Here is a 16,612-nt window from a genome sequence, read left to right as displayed (position 1 = left end):
TTTTATTGGCCCGATCATTCCGTCAGGAATCATGGGGTTGAAAGGCACACCGCTTTCGCGAGCAGGCTCGCTCCCACATTGGCGTTGTGTCGATTCGAACATTGCAGGTGCACGCAATTCCCTGTGGGAGCGAGCCTGCTCGCGAAAGCTATCTGAGGGGCGATGCAGAAACGACTGCCTCGCCCCCGATCCGCTTAGAAGAAGCCCAACGGATTGATGTCGTAGCTCACCAGCAGGTTTTTCGTCTGCTGATAGTGATCGAGCATCATCTTGTGCGTCTCACGCCCAACACCAGACTTCTTGTATCCGCCAAACGCGGCATGCGCCGGATACAGGTGGTAGCAGTTGGTCCACACGCGGCCAGCCTTGATCGCGCGACCCATGCGGTAGGCGCGGTTGATGTCGCGGGTCCACAGACCGGCGCCGAGGCCGAACTCGGTGTCGTTGGCGATCGCCAGCGCTTCGGCTTCGTCCTTGAACGTGGTGATGCTCACCACCGGGCCGAAGATTTCTTCCTGGAACACGCGCATCTTGTTGGTGCCCTTGAGCAGGGTCGGCTGGATGTAATAACCGGTCGACAGATTGCCCTCGAGTTTTTCCACCTTGCCACCGGTCAGCAGTTCGGCGCCTTCGCCCTTGGCAATTTCCAGGTACGAAAGGATTTTGTCGAATTGCTGCTCGGACGCCTGCGCGCCGACCATGGTGTCGGTGTCCAGCGGATCGCCGCGTTTGATTTGCAGAACTTTCTTCATAACGACGGCCATGAACTCGTCGTAGATCGATTCCTGTACCAGTGCGCGGGAAGGGCAGGTGCAGACTTCGCCCTGGTTGAAGAACGCCAGCACCAGACCTTCAGCGGCTTTCTCAATGAAGGTCGGTTCTGCCTGCATGATGTCTTCGAAAAAGATGTTCGGCGATTTGCCGCCCAGTTCCACGGTCGACGGAATGATGTTTTCGGCGGCGCATTTCATGATGTGCGAGCCGACCGGGGTCGAGCCCGTGAAGGCGATCTTGGCGATGCGTTTGCTGGTCGCGAGCGCTTCGCCGGCTTCTTTGCCGTAGCCCTGAACAATGTTCAGCACGCCCGGTGGCAGCAGGTCGCCGATCAGTTCCAGCAACACGGTAATGCCCAGCGGGGTTTGCTCGGCAGGCTTGAGCACCACGCAGTTACCCGCTGCCAGCGCTGGCGCGAGTTTCCACGCGGCCATCAGGATCGGGAAGTTCCACGGGATGATCTGACCGACCACGCCCAGCGGTTCATGAATGTGATACGCCACGGTGTTGCCATCGATTTCGGCAGCGCTGCCTTCCTGGGCGCGCAGGCAGCCAGCGAAGTAGCGGAAATGGTCAGCGGCCAGGGGGATGTCGGCGTTAAGGGTTTCGCGGATGGCTTTGCCGTTGTCCCAGGTTTCGGTGATCGCCAGCAGTTCGAGGTTCTGTTCGATGCGATCGGCGATTTTCAGCAGGATCAGCGAGCGCGCCTGCACGGAGGTCGCGCCCCACGCGTCGGCAGCGGCGTGGGCGGCGTCCAGTGCCTTGTCGATGTCTTCGGCAGTGGAGCGGGGGAATTCGGCAATCGGCTGGCCATTCACTGGCGAGGTATTGGTGAAGTACTGACCTTTGACAGGCGCGACGAACTCGCCGCCGATGTAGTTACCGTACTTGGCTTTGAACGAGACTTTGGCGCCTTCAGTACCGGGGTGAGCGTAACGCATGATGATGTTCTCCTTGGCTTTGTACTTATTAGAGAAACGCGCAAGTGCGCTTGCTATAAGCGTAGAGCAAAGGTCGGGCCACTGCCGTGCAGCGCAGGTAAATCAAGGGCTTGGCAGGTTTTCCTCGGACGAGTGGATTTTGCCTGTGACGGTTTCGGTACAGTTGGGGTGACGGTTTGTACCGCTTTCGGTACAGCTGATGACCGGGCAGTCTTGCCAGCATTGCAATGCGTCGGTGGCTGGAGGATGCTGGGCGTCACCTCAGCATTGGGCCGTCGAGCCTCGGGGAGAACAATAAGAAATGCACGACAACCATTTGAGTCGCCATGCCCGACAGGTTCTCACCGCAACCCAGGGCAAACCGCACCTGTACGGACCCGGTGCCGATCCGTCGATTGCCCGTTCGTGGCTGCGCTGTCTGGAGGACTACCACCTCGACCCGGCGCTGAGCATGGCGCCAACCGTGCTCGAACACGGCCGGGTACTGGAAAGCCGCGAACGTCTGCAGCAGGTTCTACAGATCGCCGGCAATGAAATGAGCAGCCTGCATCAACAACTCTCCGGCGCCGGCCACGCGGTATTGCTGACCGACGCGCGCGGGGTGATCCTCAACTGCGTCACCGCGCCGGCCGAACGCAAGATCTTCGAACGCGCCGGTCTCTGGCTGGGTGCCGACTGGAGCGAAGCCTGCGAAGGCACCAACGGCATCGGCACCTGCCTGGTTGAACGTCAGGCCCTGACCATTCATCAGGATGAACACTTTCGCGGTCGCCACACCGGCCTGACCTGCTCGGCGAGCCCGGTGTTCGACCCGCATGGCGAACTGCTGGCGGTGCTCGACGTGTCGTCGGCGCGCCACGACGTTTCGCGGCAGAGCCAGTTCCACACTATGGCGCTGGTCAATCTGTCGGCGAAGATGATCGAGAGCTGCTACTTCCTGCGCTGTTTCGATAACCAATGGTTGCTGCGCTTTCATCTGCAAGCCGAATCGGTCGGGTTGTTCAGCGAGGGCTTGCTGGCGTTTGACGGGGAAGGGCGGATCAGCGCGGTCAACCAGAGTGCGCTAAACCTGCTCGGGCATATTCGTGGCGGCTTGCTCGGTAAACCGGTCGAGGCGTTCTTCGATTGTTCGCTGGATGAGTTGCTTGGCCGCGCCAGTGCCCATGCCAGTGCCAGTTGGCCGCTGCGCACTCGTGACGGGAGGCATTTGTTTGCCGTGCTGCGCGGTGAGTCGCGCAAAGCTGTACCGATGGCCGCGAGGCCGGCTGTGGCGCAGGCGCCGCGTCTGTCGGGTATCTGTCTCGGTGATGAGGCGTTGCAGGCAGACTTCTGCAAAGCCCTGCGCGTCTTCGAACGTGATGTACCGCTGCTGATCAACGGCGAAACCGGCTCCGGCAAGGAAGCTTTCGCCAAGGCTGTGCATCAGGCCAGCCAACGCTCCGCCAAAGCCTTCGTTGCGCTCAACTGCGCGGCCATTCCTGAAAGCCTGATCGAGAGCGAACTGTTCGGCTATCGCGGCGGCAGCTTCACCGGCGCGCGCAAGGACGGCATGCGCGGCAAGCTGCAGCAGGCCGATGGCGGGACGTTGTTCCTCGATGAAATCGGCGACATGCCGCTGGCCTTGCAGACTCGGCTGTTGCGAGTTCTGGAGGATCGTCAGGTGGTGCCGATCGGCGGCGAGCCGGAGTCGGTCAACGTGCGGATCATCAGTGCCACCCACCGCAATCTGCTGGCGCGGGTCGCGGATGGCAGCTTCCGCGAGGATTTGTATTACCGGCTCAACGGCCTGGAAGTGGCGTTGCCGGCATTACGCGAGCGTAGTGATAAATCGCAGTTGCTGGATTTTCTGCTGGCCGAGGAGGCGGGCGGTGAAACGATAGTCATCGAGGAACCGGCGCGTCAGGCTTTGCTTGCCTTTAATTGGCCGGGCAATGTGCGGCAGTTGCGCAATGTGCTGCGCACGTTGGCGGCGTTGTGTGATGAAGGGCGGGTCGGGATTGAGGATTTGCCGGTGATGATTCGGCAGGGGCGTCCAGTCCTTCCGCCAACCGAGTCTGGCGAACACCCACTGGCTGACGCCGAGCGGATTGCCCTGCTTAAAACTTTGGAGCAGACGCGGTGGCATATGACGCAAACGGCTGAGCAGCTTGGGGTCAGCCGCAATACCCTTTATAGAAAGCTGCGTAAGCATGGGATTGAGCGGCGAGTCAGTTAGAAGGCCCTCACCCTAGCCCTCTCCCAGAGGGAGAGGGGACTGACCGAGTCGCTCTACTGATCTACGCCGACCTGAGTTACAGAGCCGAACTCAAGGATTTGAACGCGACCGAGATCGGCTCCCTCTCCCGCCGAAAAGTGGACTGGCCGAGTCAGATCTACTGATCTACGCCGACCTGAAATATCGAGCCGAACTCAGGATTTGAAAACGACGCAGATCGGCTCCCTCTCCCTCGGGAGAGGGCTGGGGTGAGGGGCCGCAATCTACAGGCGAACCCAAATGCCAGGCCAAACCAGCCCCGCCTCTCAGCTAAAGAGTGCGATTTCCCCCTCCCTACGCTAACCTGCGGCCATGTTTTACGAGGTCGACTATGCACATTCATATTCTGGGTATCTGCGGGACTTTCATGGGCTCCATGGCGGTGTTGGCCAAAGAGCTGGGCCATCACGTGACCGGCTCCGACGCCAACGTCTATCCACCGATGAGCACACAGCTTGAAGCCCAGGGCATTCAGCTGACGCAGGGTTATGACCCGGCGCAGCTCGATCCGGCGCCGGATCTGGTGGTGATCGGCAACGCCATGTCGCGCGGCAATCCGGCGGTGGAATATGTGCTGAACAAAGGCCTGCCGTATGTGTCCGGCCCGCAGTGGCTGGCTGACCACGTGCTGCAAGGTCGCTGGGTGCTGGCGGTTGCCGGTACGCACGGCAAAACCACCACCAGCAGCATGCTCGCCTGGGTCCTGGAACATGCTGGCATGAGCCCGGGTTTCCTGATCGGTGGCGTGCCGCAGAATTTCTCGGTATCGGCACGTCTGGGCGGCACGCCGTTCTTCGTGATCGAGGCCGACGAGTACGACAGCGCCTTCTTCGACAAGCGCTCGAAATTCGTTCACTACCGTCCGCGCACCGCGATCCTCAATAACCTTGAGTTCGATCATGCCGACATCTTCCCGGATCTGCCGGCGATCGAGCGGCAATTCCACCACTTGGTGCGCACCATCCCGAGTGAAGGCCTGGTTATCCACCCGACTACCGAGCCGGCCTTGCAACGTGTGATCGAAATGGGTTGCTGGACCCCGGTGCAAACCACCGGTGCCGGCGGTCAGTGGCAAGTCAAACTGCTCAGCGAAGACGGTTCGGCGTTTGAGGTGATGTTCGAAGGCGTGTCGCAAGGCACCGTCGAGTGGGAGCTGACCGGTCAGCACAACGTCGCCAACGCATTGGCCGCTCTGGCGGCGGCGCGTCATGTTGGTGTGGTGCCGTCGATGGGCATCGCCGGGTTGAGTGCGTTCAAGAACGTCAAACGCCGCATGGAGAAAGTCGCCGAAGTCCGCGGCATCACCATCTACGACGACTTTGCCCACCACCCGACTGCGATTGCGACCACCCTCGACGGCCTGCGCAAACGCATCGGCGACGCGCCACTTATCGCGATCATCGAGCCGCGCTCCAACTCGATGAAGCTCGGTGCCCACCGTGACGGTTTGCCGGACAGTGTGGTCGATGCCGACCAAGTGATCTGGTATGCGCCGGCCAACCTCGGTTGGGACTTGGCCGGCACCGCCGCGCTGTGCAAAGTGCCGTCGATTGTCAGCGATTCGCTGGAAGGCATCATCGAACGCGTGAAGAGCCAGGCCCAACCCGGCACGCACGTGGTGATCATGAGCAACGGCGGCTTCGGCGGCTTGCACGGCAAACTCGCCGAGGCGCTGCAATGAACACTCGTTTTGAGAGCAATGGCCCCGAACGCATTACGCTGGCGATGACCGGCGCGTCCGGTGCGCAGTACGGTTTGCGCCTGCTCGATTGTCTGGTGCGGGAAGACCGCGAAGTGCATTTCCTGATTTCGAAAGCTGCACAACTGGTCATGGCTACGGAGACCGATGTCACGCTGCCGGCCAAGCCGCAGATGATGCAGGCATTCCTGACCGAATACACCGGGGCCGCCGCCGGGCAGATCCGCGTGTACGGCAAGGAAGACTGGATGTCGCCGGTCGCCTCGGGGTCGGGCGCTCCGGCGGCGATGGTCGTGGTGCCGTGCTCCACGGGCACGCTATCGGCGATTGCCACGGGCGCCTGCAACAACCTGATCGAACGCGCCGCCGATGTCACTTTGAAGGAGCGTCGCCAGTTGATTCTGGTGCCGCGCGAGGCGCCGTATTCGAGCATTCATCTGGAGCACATGCTCAAGCTGTCGAACATGGGCGTGACGATTCTGCCGGCCTCGCCGGGGTTCTATCACCAGCCGCAGACCATCGACGACCTGATCGATTTCGTCGTGGCGCGAATTCTCAATCTGCTCGGTATTCCTCAGGACATGCTGCCGCGTTGGGGCGAGCATCATCTGAGCAGTGATGAATAAGCTGCTGTTGATCGGGCTGGCGTTGTTGCTGAGCGGGTGCGCCACGGCACGCACGCTGGATGCGGCCAAACCGGGGGCACCAGTGGTGTACTCCGGGACGCGGCTGGATTTGTACGCAATGAATGGCGGGTGCTGCGCGATGGATCGGTTCGGGGCTGAAGCGCCGAGTTATCCGGGGGTAGATCTGCCGGCGAGTGCTTTGCTTGATACGCTGTTGTTGCCGCTGTCGTTGCTCACGGTGATTGGCGTGAGTTTTCAGGCAACTGGCGGATTGTAGGGAAGCGCTGCGCACTCCATTCGCGAGCAGGCTAGCTCCCACAGGGGGACGCGGTGCAAATGTGGGAGCGAGCCTGCTCGCGAAAGCTTTCTTCCGGGCGCTATAGATTATTTGCCGAGCTTGCGCAAATCATCCGACTCGATCACCCGCACACCATCCTGCTCTTCCAGCGCCAACCGCCACATCGCCCGCGCCAATTGGCAGGCCTCGATGCCACGGTATTTACCCGGAATCAGCTTCGACAACGGCCCGGCCAGTTGCTCGGCCAGACGCGGTTCAGTCCGCTCACCCAACAACAGCGATGGCCGGCAAATGGTCAGTTGCGGCCAGTCCTGCGCACGCAACGCCTGCTCCATTTCGCCTTTGATACGGTTGTAGAAAACCGATGATTTCGGATCGGCGCCAATCGCGCTGATCACAATCAGATGCCGCGCACCCATCTCCCGCGCGCGTTTGGCGAACGCCACCACCATGTCCAGATCCACCGCGCGAAACGCCGCTTCCGAACCGGCCTGCTTGATCGTGGTACCGAGGCAGCAATAGGCGATATCGACACGACCACTGAGCTGCGGCAGAAAAGCCTGCGGATCTCCCACCGGGTTTTCCAGGTGCGGATGTTCCGCCAAGGGGCGACGCGAAGGGGCGAGCACGCGCGAAATCGTTGGCTCGTTGAGCAAACGGTCGAGTAGATGTTCACCGGTCAAACCGGTGGCTCCGGCAAGCAGTACGTGCTGAGGCGTCAAGTACATAGTGTCTCTCCCTTGATACTGTTCAGCTTAGTTGCTCTTTATCGCCCCGTCGTTCAATGCAGCACTTTGCAAAGCTTTTCTTGCTTGCTGTTTGCGCAGCAGTTGCCAGTGCGCCAGCACGGTTTTCGGCGCCCAGATCTGCGGCTCTGACGCCTCGAAATTGTCCGCCAGTTCACGCTCGGCGACGTTGGCCTTGGCCAGTTTGAAGGCTTGCTCCAGATCATCGGTCTGGTTCAGCGCCTGGGCGAACAGCGCATCACCGAAGTAGGTGAAGTTGGCTTCTTCCGAGCAGCCGAAGGACACCCGGTCTGCGCGCGAGGCGGTCATGATCAGCGTGCGCTCGTCTTTCAGCGCCGGGATGAACCCGCCGGAGTAGCACGAAGAAATCACGATGATCTTGTCGCGGTTTTTCAGCGGGGCGAGCACGGCGGCGAGTTCGTCGGCGGGCAGGTCAGCCAGCTCCATGCGTGGCTGGTCGAGCACCAGTTCATGCTCGGCGGTGCCGTGGCTGGTCAGGTAGATGAATAGCAGATCTTCCGGGCCGCTGCGTTCGGCGAGGGTTTGCGCGGCGCGGCGCAGGTTCTCGCGGGTGGCCATCGGCCGGTCGCCGAGGTGGTCACGGTGGTTGACCAGACGGATCTGACCATAAGCACCGAAGCGCGTGTTGAGCATATTGGCAACGTAGTCGGACTCGCGCAGGAACACGCTTTGCTTGCCGTCGCCACCGAGGGTCAGGGTGTACAGCTCGACCGCCGGGGTCGACGCGGGGATGGCGGCCAACGCGTCTTCGAGCAGGCGACCCTGAGCGAGCAAACCGAGTTCGAGGGTGTCGGGCAGCAACTTGCCGTCGGCGTCGCGCACGCGCTGGCCGTTGATCCAGGTGCCACTCATGACGCTGCCATCGGTGAGCACCAGCGTGCCGCGTCCGGAGTAGCTGTCGTTGTCGAAACCGCCAATGTAGAAGCTGCCATCAGACAGGTTCAAACGGCCCTGCCCGCTGAAGCGCCAGTCGCTGAACGCGCCGATGTAGTGGCTGCCGTCGGCACCGATCAACTCGCCCTTGCCGGTCAGTGCGCCTTCCTTGAACTGGCCAAGCCAGACATCGCCGTCAGCGTTTTCGTAACGACCTTTGCCGTGCAGCTGATTGTTCTTGAAGCCGCCGACATAGATGTCGCCGTCAGCGCTGTTGAACGTACCGTTGCCTTCCAGCTGACCGTTGACGAAATGCCCGGTGAATGAATTACCGCTGGAGTCGCCGCGCTGACCCTCGCCGTTCGGTTTGCCGTGGGCGAACTGGCCCTGATAGGAGCTGCCGTCGTCCATTTCCAGACGACCGAGCCCGGAATACTGGTCAGCCTTGAATTCGCCACGGTAGGTCATGGCGTTTTCTTTCAGGGTGCCTTCGCCGTCGCGCCGGCCTTGCTTGAAGCCGCCGGTGTAACTGCTGGCGTTGGTGGTCAGGCTGCCCTGGCCGTCGAACAGGCCTTGCTGGAACTGCCCGCGATAGATCTCGCCATTGCTGCCATGCCATTCACCCTGACCATGCCACTGGCCCTTGTCGAACTGGCCGGCATACCAACTGCCGTTGGGGTAGTCGACGCGGCCCTGACCTTGCAGCAAGCCATCGACCAGTTCACCGCGATAGCGTCCGCCATCGGGCAGGCGCGCATCCGGCGGCAACAGCGATTCGCCGTCGCCGCAAGCGGTGAGCATCAGGGTCAAGGCAAGGGGTGCAAGACGTGCAATTGAGCGCATAGCGGGATCCGGGCAATTAGGCGACCGAGTATGCCGCAGCTATGTGAACTAATGCAGCCGGTAAAACCAGTGTTGACGCGAAACAGCGTGCGCTGCTTCGCATCCGGAACGATTACACGAAGCAGAGCGACAGTGGCTCGGCGATATAGGCCGGTTTTTCCGAGCCTTCTATCTCCAGTGTCGCGGTGGCTTTGAGCAGCCACTGGCCAGGCTTTTTCTCGGTCACTTCGCCCAGATCGACCTTGAGCCGGACTTTCGAGTTGACCTTGACCGGCTGGATGAAACGCACGCTGTCCAGGCCGTAGTTGACGACCATCTTCACGCCTTGCGGCAGTATCAGGATGTCTTCCATCAATTTCGGGATCAGCGACAACGACAGGAAACCGTGGGCAATCGTGCTGCCGAAAGGCGTCTGAGCGGCTTTGACCGGGTCGACGTGAATGAACTGATAATCACCGGTGGCTTCGGCGAACAGGTTGATGCGTTCCTGATCGATGGTGAGCCATTCGGAACGTCCGAGTTCCTTGCCGACATAATCTTTGAGCTCTGCAACTGGAACATAGGGCATTGAGACTCTCCTTGGGTTCATCGGTTTTATAGTTTTTCAGGTGGGGGGATTTGACCTCCCTGCGAACCACTGTAGATCATCATGGCGATTTGCTCCGGTCAACCGACCATGCTTTTGGCGAATGCCGATTCATAGCGCAGGCGTGCTTATAATGCGGGCGACTTGCACAGTGGAAAGTAAGACGGAGATGTCGGATGTTGCTACGTGGCCTGACCCTGCTGGTGCTGTTTCAATTGCTCGGTACGGCGCTCAATCATTTGCTGTTGCCGATACTGCCAGGGCCGATCATCGGTCTGTTGCTGTTGCTCGTCTTCCTGATCGTTCGCGGTGAAGTCGGCGAGCCGCTGAATCTCGCGGCCGGCAGTCTGCTGCGTTATCTGCCATTGCTGCTGGTGCCGCCGGCGGTGGGTGTGATGGTTTATGCGAGCGACATTGCCGCGGATTTCTGGGCGATTGTCGGCGCGCTGGTGCTGTCGTTGATCCTGTCGATGGCCTTTGCCGGCGTGCTGATGCAGCGCCTGGTCAAACGTCACGCGCCTGCGTCGGAGGAGTCCTGATGCTTTTCGACTGGCAAGGGGCGTGGGCTTCGGTGATTCATCACCCGCTGTTCGGCATCGGCATTACCCTCGGTGCCTATCAACTGGTGCTGGCGGCGTTCGAGAAAACCCGCTGGATCTTTCTGCAACCGGTGCTGGTCTCCATGTTGTTGGTGATCGGCGTGCTGGTCGGCTGCGGCCTGACCTACGCCGAGTACCGCAAGAGCACCGAGATCCTGAGCATTCTGCTCGGCCCGGCCACCGTGGCGCTGGCGGTACCGCTGTATCTCAACCTGCGACGTATTCGGCAATTGTTCTGGCCGATTTTTACTACGCTGGTGATAGGCGGGGTGGTCGCCACGGGCATGGGCGTGCTGCTGGGCTGGTGGTTCGGTGCCGAGCACATGATTCTGATGACCATGGCGCCGAAGTCGGTGACCTCGCCGATTGCCATGCTGGTGGCCGAACAAATCGGCGGCGTTGCGGCGCTGGCGGCGGTGTTCGTGCTGATCACCGGGGTGATCGGCGCGATCTTCGGCCCCGCGCTGCTGACCCGCCTCGGCGTGCACAGTCCCGAAGCGCGAGGCATGGCGCTGGGCATGACCGCCCACGCGGTCGGCACGGCGGTGGCCATGCAGGAAAACGATGAGTGCGGCGCCTTCGCGGCGCTGGCGATGAGTCTGATGGGCGTGGCCACGGCGGTGTTCCTGCCGTTGGCGGTGTCGATGGTGGTGTAAGGAAATGTCTATGAGTCTGCCGCTTTTCCCGTTGAACACAGTGCTGTTTCCCGGCTGCAACCTCGATCTGCAGATCTTCGAGGCGCGTTACCTCGACATGATCGGCCGCTGCATGAAACAGGGTGGTGGCTTCGGCGTGGTGTGCATCCTTGACGGCCACGAAGTCGGTGTCGCGCCTGAGGGTTTCGCGCTGGTCGGCTGCGAAGCACGGATTACTGATTTCCAGCAGCAGGACAATGGCTTGTTGGGGATTCGCGTGCAGGGTGGGCGGCGCTTCCAGGTGTTGCGTACCGAAGTGCAGCGCGATCAGTTGATCCTCGCCGATGTCGAGTGGCTGGATGACGAACCCGAGCAACCGCTACAGGACGAAGACGCTGACCTGGTGGCGCTGCTCAAAGCCTTGGCCGAGCATCCGATGGTTGAAGCGCTGAACATGGGCACGGATGCGCTCGGTCAGCAGTCGCTGGCCAATCAGTTGGCCTATCTGCTGCCATTCGCCGAAGAGGACAAGGTCGATCTGCTGCAACTCGACGACCCACAACAGCGGCTGGATGCGATTCAGGCATTGCTAGATGAGTTGCAAGGCGAGCTGTTTGCCTAGTTGTACTTTGAATTAACTGGCCGACGTTGCCAGCATTGTCTTGCTGTTGTCTTTGTCTTAACTTCAAGTTGCCCCGCAGGACGCGGGCAATTTGAATAACAACAAGGATAAACACATGACTGTCTATGAAGATGAACGGGCGTTTTGGGATGACATCGCCGGCAAGTATATTTTGAAACATGCCGAAACTGACCATAACGTCGACCACGTCATTGAAGCTGCCTCAACGTATGCCGACCGGATGGTGTTGGCCCGGCGTAAACGAAAATCTGAAAAAGTCCCCGTCGGTGATGTTTCGCGGATGTCGGTAACCGCCGCTATCGCCGTCTGATCATTTCCCTTTTTCAACTTTGCCTGTCGTTGCAATCTGGTGATGACAGGGCGTTTACAGGTGGGCAACTTAATGTCTTTAGCAAACATAAACAGCAACGCATTCACGGCGCATCTTTATCTTGATGGCCGCCCCGTGGTGCTTAATCAACAACGTCTGCAGCAGGTTCTGCGCGACCTGCGCATAACCCAGAGCGAAAAACTGGATGCCGAAGTAGGGCTGGCAGATCTGCGGGTTTCCAGTTTCATAACGCTGGCCGACCATGAGGAGGATAAACCGCTGTTGTTGAAGTTCGTCCCTCAGGGCGACCAATATGCCATCAGCCTTGTGCAGTCGGGGACGTTCGATGGCGCACGGTTATTCATTGAGGACAAGACACATAACCTGTTGGCCAGCACCAGTGCCCCCGTGCAGTACTTTTCATTCAGTACCTATGGTGTGAGCAAGGCTTCTCTGCGGCATATCGAACCGGGTCCGGCGTATCTCGAGTTGAACAGCGAGCCGAATGACAAGCCTTTATATCGAAATACAAGCAGCGGTATGAGCACCTTCCTGAACAAAGACCCCAATCAGACGGAGCATAATGCGTTCAATAACAAACCCGCAAAATTCGTGATCAAGGTAATCAAGTAGCGTAAATCCGCTGTTCAGTAAAAGGCGCCATTCATCACTAAAATGAATGGCGCCTTTTTCACGCTCGGTAATGTTCGGCCACGGGCCAGGTCACATCGTTGGAAAATGTGTTTTTGCCTTTGGCCAACGTCAACACGACGCCACCGGAGCGGGCTATCTGATTTATCAAGTCGTCATAAGGCGTGGTCCCATGCGTGTAGGCGTCGTACGCATCGGTTCCCGCCCACGTGGCTTTCTCGATCGCCTCAGCGCGGTCACCGGCCTGCACTAAAATATCCTCGACTCTGGCCGCGCGGCTCAGGTCCGAACTCACCAGCCAGATCCGTTCTGCGCTGATACCTCGCGTCGGCATTGATATTCGACCCTCCAGTACATCCCCGTCAAAATCCCTGTCGTTCAGGTAGATATTTTCCACCCGGGGTACCACTTCGATGCCGCGCGTGTCGATGACATAAAGGAAGCCAAGCAGTTGTCTGCGTCGGAGCAATGGATAGTCGCGCGAGTTGTCCATTTCAAACGATGTTTCTGATTCGTTAGCCGAACTGTGTCGGTTTCCGCTCGACGAATCACTGTCAGAGAAATGCCCCGGATAGCGGTTGGCCTGGCTGTTGTAGTGCCGAGGGTTGGAATAGTAATCAAACCCCATGTAGGTCAAACCATTGGCTGCACCGAAGGTCGCGCTGAAAGCCGATTTGGTCGTGGAGTCAGAAGGGTTGCCCCTCAACTTTACCAAGCGTTTGTCTCGAGCCAGTTCAAAAGGCGTTCGCATATCAGCGCGGAACATGGCCGGGATGTCTGTTCGGTAAAGATAGTCATGCTGATTGCGCTGGTAGCCGGCATGTTCCAGATAGCCTTTCAGGAAGCTTTCCTCATAACGTTGTTCGACGGGAGGCAAGTCATAGGTATAGCTTTCGCCTTCCTCTCGGAGTCTGAGACTGAAAGGGCCCAGTTCTTGTGCTATCAGGGCAAACCGCTTGTCATCCAGCGTGTTCTGAGTCAATCGTTTGTGGTGTTCGGCCCATTCAGGGAAGTGGCCGTGCTCCATGTCCAGTCGCAGGCGGTTTTGCTGAGCAATGCTCAAGTTGTAGCTGCGCAGGATTTGCGAACGCTCATCTTTGGTTTTTTGCGGATAAGACCATCTCAGTGAGTCGGTCAAAAAGGTGTGGATATCCGGTTCGTTGTAGCGCGTGGCCCAGTCGGGTGCTTTTCCTGAAGATTCAGCTTCGATTCGAAATGCCAGGGCCTGCGCACCTTCCAGGCGATAGACGCTCCAGATATCGCCATCGCTCCAATGTGCCAGTTTCAAGGGAATGGCGCTGTCTCCCCGTGCCTCAATGGGATCAACGCGAATCAAACGCCTTTTTTCATCGGTGAAGGCGAAACCTGCATCTCTGGCCGTTACTTTGAATTCAGTCCAATTGCCATACGGGCCGGAGTGCTGCAACGCCACCTGTTGGTGAACGGAGTAGTACCCTTGTGCATCGGCGGTATGAGACGGGACGTATTGCCGGGGGTCATAGTATTCAATGGGTTTCTTCAGGCTCCAGAGATTACTGTCGGACACTCGATAAAGCGGTGGCCCTGAGGGAGTCCGCTCACTGGGCAACCTGGCCCGCCAGGTCTTGATCAAATCGTGGAATGCCACCATCACCGTCAGCCCGGAGGCTGATCCATCTTCGTTGGCGACGTCCGCGAACTGTCGCCCTTTGTAGGTCTTCAGTCCGTCTGCCTCGTGGGGCAAAGAGGCGTCGACATGCTGGAAGTACGGTTCCAGAGGCGATGTTGTTGGCGAACGCGCAGGCGTCTGCGCATCGGGCATCCGTGTAATCGTAATGCTGGGCTCGACGCTCGCGGTGCTGCTGGGAGAACCGTCGGTGTTCATGCCCGGTAACTCGCTCGAACTGGCCGTTCTGAGGCGGCCAGGCAAACGTGAATCCAGATCGAATGGCCGATCGTAGGGCGCAGGGCTGGGTGTCGATGTGCCGGGTATTTCAGTTGTAGGGGAGGGGCGCAGAGGCCCGGGTTTCTGGCGCATAAAAGTCACTCCATGTGATTGAGTCAGCCATCCCTTGGCTGAATTGTGTTCAAGGCCGGTCATGCTCGGCAACCGGCCAGGTGATGTCATTAGCGAACGTCGTGTCGCCTTTGGGCAGATCCAGTATCACGCCGCCTGAACCTTTGATTTCGTCGATCAGGCTGTCATAAGCGTTACTGCCAAAGTGCCCGGCGGCTCGACTGTCGGTTCCCGCCCAGGTGGCCTGCTCAATAGACGCTACACGGTCACCCGCTTGCGCCAGTACATCGTTGACTCTGGCAGCGCTCGTCAGGTCGGAACGCACCAGCCAGATCCGCTCGGCGCTGATGCCGCGTGTAGGTGTGGAGATATGTCCTTCCATATCATCGAAGAGAAACTTGCCATTGCCGGGATTGAACGCCTTGTTCTCCGCCCCCGGCACCACTTCCAGGCCTCGGGTATCGATGGCGTAGACAAAGGATGTCGTTTGCTGGCGACGTCTGGACTCATAGCCTTTCGAATCATCGAAAACAAAAGAACTGTCGGAGTCGGCCTCGTCGCCGGTTCGTTTGCCCTCCGACACCGAACTGCCGCCCGAATCGGAAGACTCCCCGCTACGTCCTTTGGACGACTGCGGATTCACGCCGGGAAAACGATTGGCCTGCGAGTTGTAATGCAGCTCGTGATAGAAGCCGCCCTTGGTCGCCGCGTAGGCGGTGGCGTCATGCAGTCCGAACGTTGCACTCAACGCACGCTTGTTCGTGGTACCCGTGGGATTGCCTTTGCGGTACATCATCCGGCCGTCCCGGGCCAATTCGAACGGTATGCGGGTTTCGCCTCGGAACATCGCCGGGATGTCGGTGCGGTACAGCATGTTGTGCCGGGTTCGCTGGTAGCCGAGGTGGGTCGCATAGTCGGCTAAAAAAGCCTCGCTGTAGCGGCTGGCAGGCCAATGATGATTGAGCGCCAGCCCTTGGGTTCGCAAGTCTTGAACATAGTTTTCCAATTCTTCGCCGATCAGTTTGAAACGCTGTTCATTGCTCGTGTCGAGGGTGAGCCGTTTATGTTGTTCCGCCCACTGCGGCACCTGGCCGTTGATCAGTTCTGTGCGAAGCTGGCGCAACTGGGCTTTGCTCAGGTTATAGCTGCGCAGTAACGTCAGGCGCTGTGCGAATGTCAGCAGTGGATGCCGCCACTTCAGTGATTCGGCGACATGTTGGTAGTCTTCGGTGTTCTGCGCTCGCAGCGCCCACGACGGTGGCTGGCCGGACGTTTGTGCCTGCTCGCGGAAGTCAGCCAGACGCGCGTCATCCACGATGTACATCTGCTGAATGTCCTGATCGGTCCAGTGTGCGAGCTTCAGTGCTGGCGGCATCGGAGTGCTTGCTCGCGTCGGGTCGACGGCGATCCAGTGATGGCTTTGATCCTTGTAGGCGTAACCCAAGGTCGGCAATTCTTCGCTCGAGGACCGGCGACGAAATTCATGAAGCCCATCGGCGCTGGCTTGTGCGGAAAATGAATAATCGTCGGCATTGAGATAAGTCAGGTGGCGATCCAGGCTCCAGAGATTGTCGTGGATCGTTCGATAAACCGGCGGGCCCGGCGCTAAAACCCTGAACGACATGACCCGGTACGTTTTGAGTTGCGCATCGTATTGGACACACACGTGATGCCTGCCCTCAGTGCCGGGGAGTTGCACATCGACCCAGTCCCTGGCGAGGTAACTGCGCAGGCCGGCCGCATTCGGCGCTGGCATGTCGCCGAAGTACGGATGGGCGTAATCCTCAAGTGAACTTGCCGAAAAAAATCGCGTGTCCGTGCCGGTAACCGGTGAAGTGCTGACTTCGATTGCCCGGGAGATTGATCGGGACGTGCCCGGCTCATCCTGGCGCGGTCGTTTCGGCGACGAGGGCACATCGGGCGAGAGCGCGCTGCCGCGGGCAGGCAGCAGCGGGGTGTCGGTTGAGCGGTCTCGCGGCGGCGATGCGCGGGTCGAGGACTCGACGGGGGGAGACTTGGGCCGTGGGCCCGGTTTTTGTCGCATCGGCTGTCACTCCCTGTGGATTCGTCAGCCATCCATTGGCTGAATTGAACATGCGTCGGTGTGAGTATCCACT

At 59.5% G+C, this 16,612-nt stretch carries 15 protein-coding genes; 9 read left to right on the top strand and 6 right to left on the bottom strand.

The features are described from left to right. Nucleotides 1-194 precede the first annotated feature (194 nt). Nucleotides 195-1,715 (bottom strand): aldehyde dehydrogenase family protein, encoded by a 1,521-nt coding sequence (locus PspR84_RS25530; RefSeq protein ID WP_016984137.1) that lies wholly within the window; start codon nucleotides 1,713-1,715, stop codon nucleotides 195-197. A gap of 301 nt (nucleotides 1,716-2,016) precedes the next feature. Between PspR84_RS25530 and PspR84_RS25525 the strand changes: the two genes are divergently transcribed. The 4 genes from PspR84_RS25525 to PspR84_RS25510 all read left to right on the top strand — a co-directional run bounded on the left by PspR84_RS25525 (nucleotide 2,017) and on the right by PspR84_RS25510 (nucleotide 6,571). Further along, the gene (locus PspR84_RS25525) at nucleotides 2,017-3,930 is read left to right on the top strand and encodes a sigma-54-dependent Fis family transcriptional regulator (RefSeq protein ID WP_160059561.1); all 1,914 of its coding nucleotides are present in this window, start codon (nucleotides 2,017-2,019) and stop codon (nucleotides 3,928-3,930) included. Nucleotides 3,931-4,300: 370 nt separating this feature from the next. Then, the gene (mpl, locus tag PspR84_RS25520) at nucleotides 4,301-5,650 is read left to right on the top strand and encodes a UDP-N-acetylmuramate:L-alanyl-gamma-D-glutamyl-meso-diaminopimelate ligase (protein WP_077574683.1); all 1,350 of its coding nucleotides are present in this window, start codon (nucleotides 4,301-4,303) and stop codon (nucleotides 5,648-5,650) included. After that, a complete protein-coding gene (ubiX, locus tag PspR84_RS25515; protein WP_034153751.1) occupies nucleotides 5,647-6,294 on the top strand; it encodes a flavin prenyltransferase UbiX in 648 nt (215 codons plus the stop codon). Before mpl ends, ubiX begins: the two co-directional genes overlap by 4 nt. Next, nucleotides 6,287-6,571, top strand: coding sequence for a YceK/YidQ family lipoprotein (locus tag PspR84_RS25510; protein ID WP_160059560.1), 285 nt, complete (start codon nucleotides 6,287-6,289; stop codon nucleotides 6,569-6,571). Before ubiX ends, PspR84_RS25510 begins: the two co-directional genes overlap by 8 nt. A gap of 107 nt (nucleotides 6,572-6,678) precedes the next feature. Here the strand turns inward: PspR84_RS25510 and PspR84_RS25505 are convergent, their stop codons facing one another. The 3 genes from PspR84_RS25505 to PspR84_RS25495 all read right to left on the bottom strand — a co-directional run bounded on the left by PspR84_RS25505 (nucleotide 6,679) and on the right by PspR84_RS25495 (nucleotide 9,643). Then, on the bottom strand, nucleotides 6,679-7,320 hold the full coding sequence (locus PspR84_RS25505) for an oxidoreductase (RefSeq protein WP_160059559.1): 642 nt from the start codon (nucleotides 7,318-7,320) through the stop codon (nucleotides 6,679-6,681). 27 nt (nucleotides 7,321-7,347) lie between these two features. After that, nucleotides 7,348-9,075: a C13 family peptidase gene (locus tag PspR84_RS25500; protein WP_160059558.1), complete on the bottom strand. Its 1,728-nt coding sequence runs from the start codon at nucleotides 9,073-9,075 to the stop codon at nucleotides 7,348-7,350. Between the two features lie 112 nt (nucleotides 9,076-9,187). Further along, complete coding sequence (locus tag PspR84_RS25495) at nucleotides 9,188-9,643, bottom strand: MaoC family dehydratase (protein WP_064390755.1); 456 nt, start codon at nucleotides 9,641-9,643, stop codon at nucleotides 9,188-9,190. Nucleotides 9,644-9,837: 194 nt separating this feature from the next. On the opposite strand from PspR84_RS25495, the gene PspR84_RS25490 reads away from it, so the two are divergent. From PspR84_RS25490 to PspR84_RS25470, 5 genes are all read left to right on the top strand, one after another. Continuing rightward, nucleotides 9,838-10,200, top strand: a complete 363-nt coding sequence (locus PspR84_RS25490; RefSeq protein WP_160059557.1) for a CidA/LrgA family protein — start codon at nucleotides 9,838-9,840, stop codon at nucleotides 10,198-10,200. Then, nucleotides 10,200-10,916 (top strand): LrgB family protein, encoded by a 717-nt coding sequence (locus tag PspR84_RS25485; protein WP_077574679.1) that lies wholly within the window; start codon nucleotides 10,200-10,202, stop codon nucleotides 10,914-10,916. Before PspR84_RS25490 ends, PspR84_RS25485 begins: the two co-directional genes overlap by 1 nt. A 10-nt stretch (nucleotides 10,917-10,926) precedes the next feature. Further along, nucleotides 10,927-11,517: an LON peptidase substrate-binding domain-containing protein gene (locus tag PspR84_RS25480; RefSeq protein WP_160059556.1), complete on the top strand. Its 591-nt coding sequence runs from the start codon at nucleotides 10,927-10,929 to the stop codon at nucleotides 11,515-11,517. A 115-nt stretch (nucleotides 11,518-11,632) separates the two neighbouring features. Continuing rightward, complete coding sequence (locus PspR84_RS25475) at nucleotides 11,633-11,848, top strand: hypothetical protein (protein ID WP_160059555.1); 216 nt, start codon at nucleotides 11,633-11,635, stop codon at nucleotides 11,846-11,848. Nucleotides 11,849-11,920: 72 nt separating this feature from the next. Continuing rightward, the gene (locus tag PspR84_RS25470; protein ID WP_160059554.1) at nucleotides 11,921-12,481 is read left to right on the top strand and encodes a hypothetical protein; all 561 of its coding nucleotides are present in this window, start codon (nucleotides 11,921-11,923) and stop codon (nucleotides 12,479-12,481) included. Between the two features lie 58 nt (nucleotides 12,482-12,539). On the opposite strand, the gene PspR84_RS25465 is transcribed toward PspR84_RS25470, so the two are convergent. Both PspR84_RS25465 and PspR84_RS25460 read right to left on the bottom strand, forming a co-directional pair. Beyond that, a complete protein-coding gene (locus tag PspR84_RS25465; protein ID WP_238785173.1) occupies nucleotides 12,540-14,363 on the bottom strand; it encodes a hypothetical protein in 1,824 nt (607 codons plus the stop codon). A gap of 202 nt (nucleotides 14,364-14,565) precedes the next feature. Continuing rightward, nucleotides 14,566-16,539 (bottom strand): hypothetical protein, encoded by a 1,974-nt coding sequence (locus PspR84_RS25460; RefSeq protein WP_160059552.1) that lies wholly within the window; start codon nucleotides 16,537-16,539, stop codon nucleotides 14,566-14,568. Nucleotides 16,540-16,612: the final 73 nt, after the last annotated feature.

Origin of the sequence: Pseudomonas sp. R84 (genome assembly GCF_009834515.1) — a bacterium.
In the GTDB taxonomy this organism is placed as follows: Bacteria; Pseudomonadota; Gammaproteobacteria; order Pseudomonadales; family Pseudomonadaceae; genus Aquipseudomonas.
The sequence above is the reverse complement of the archived record's forward strand: the minus strand, read 5'-3'. Positions and strand labels throughout refer to the sequence as shown.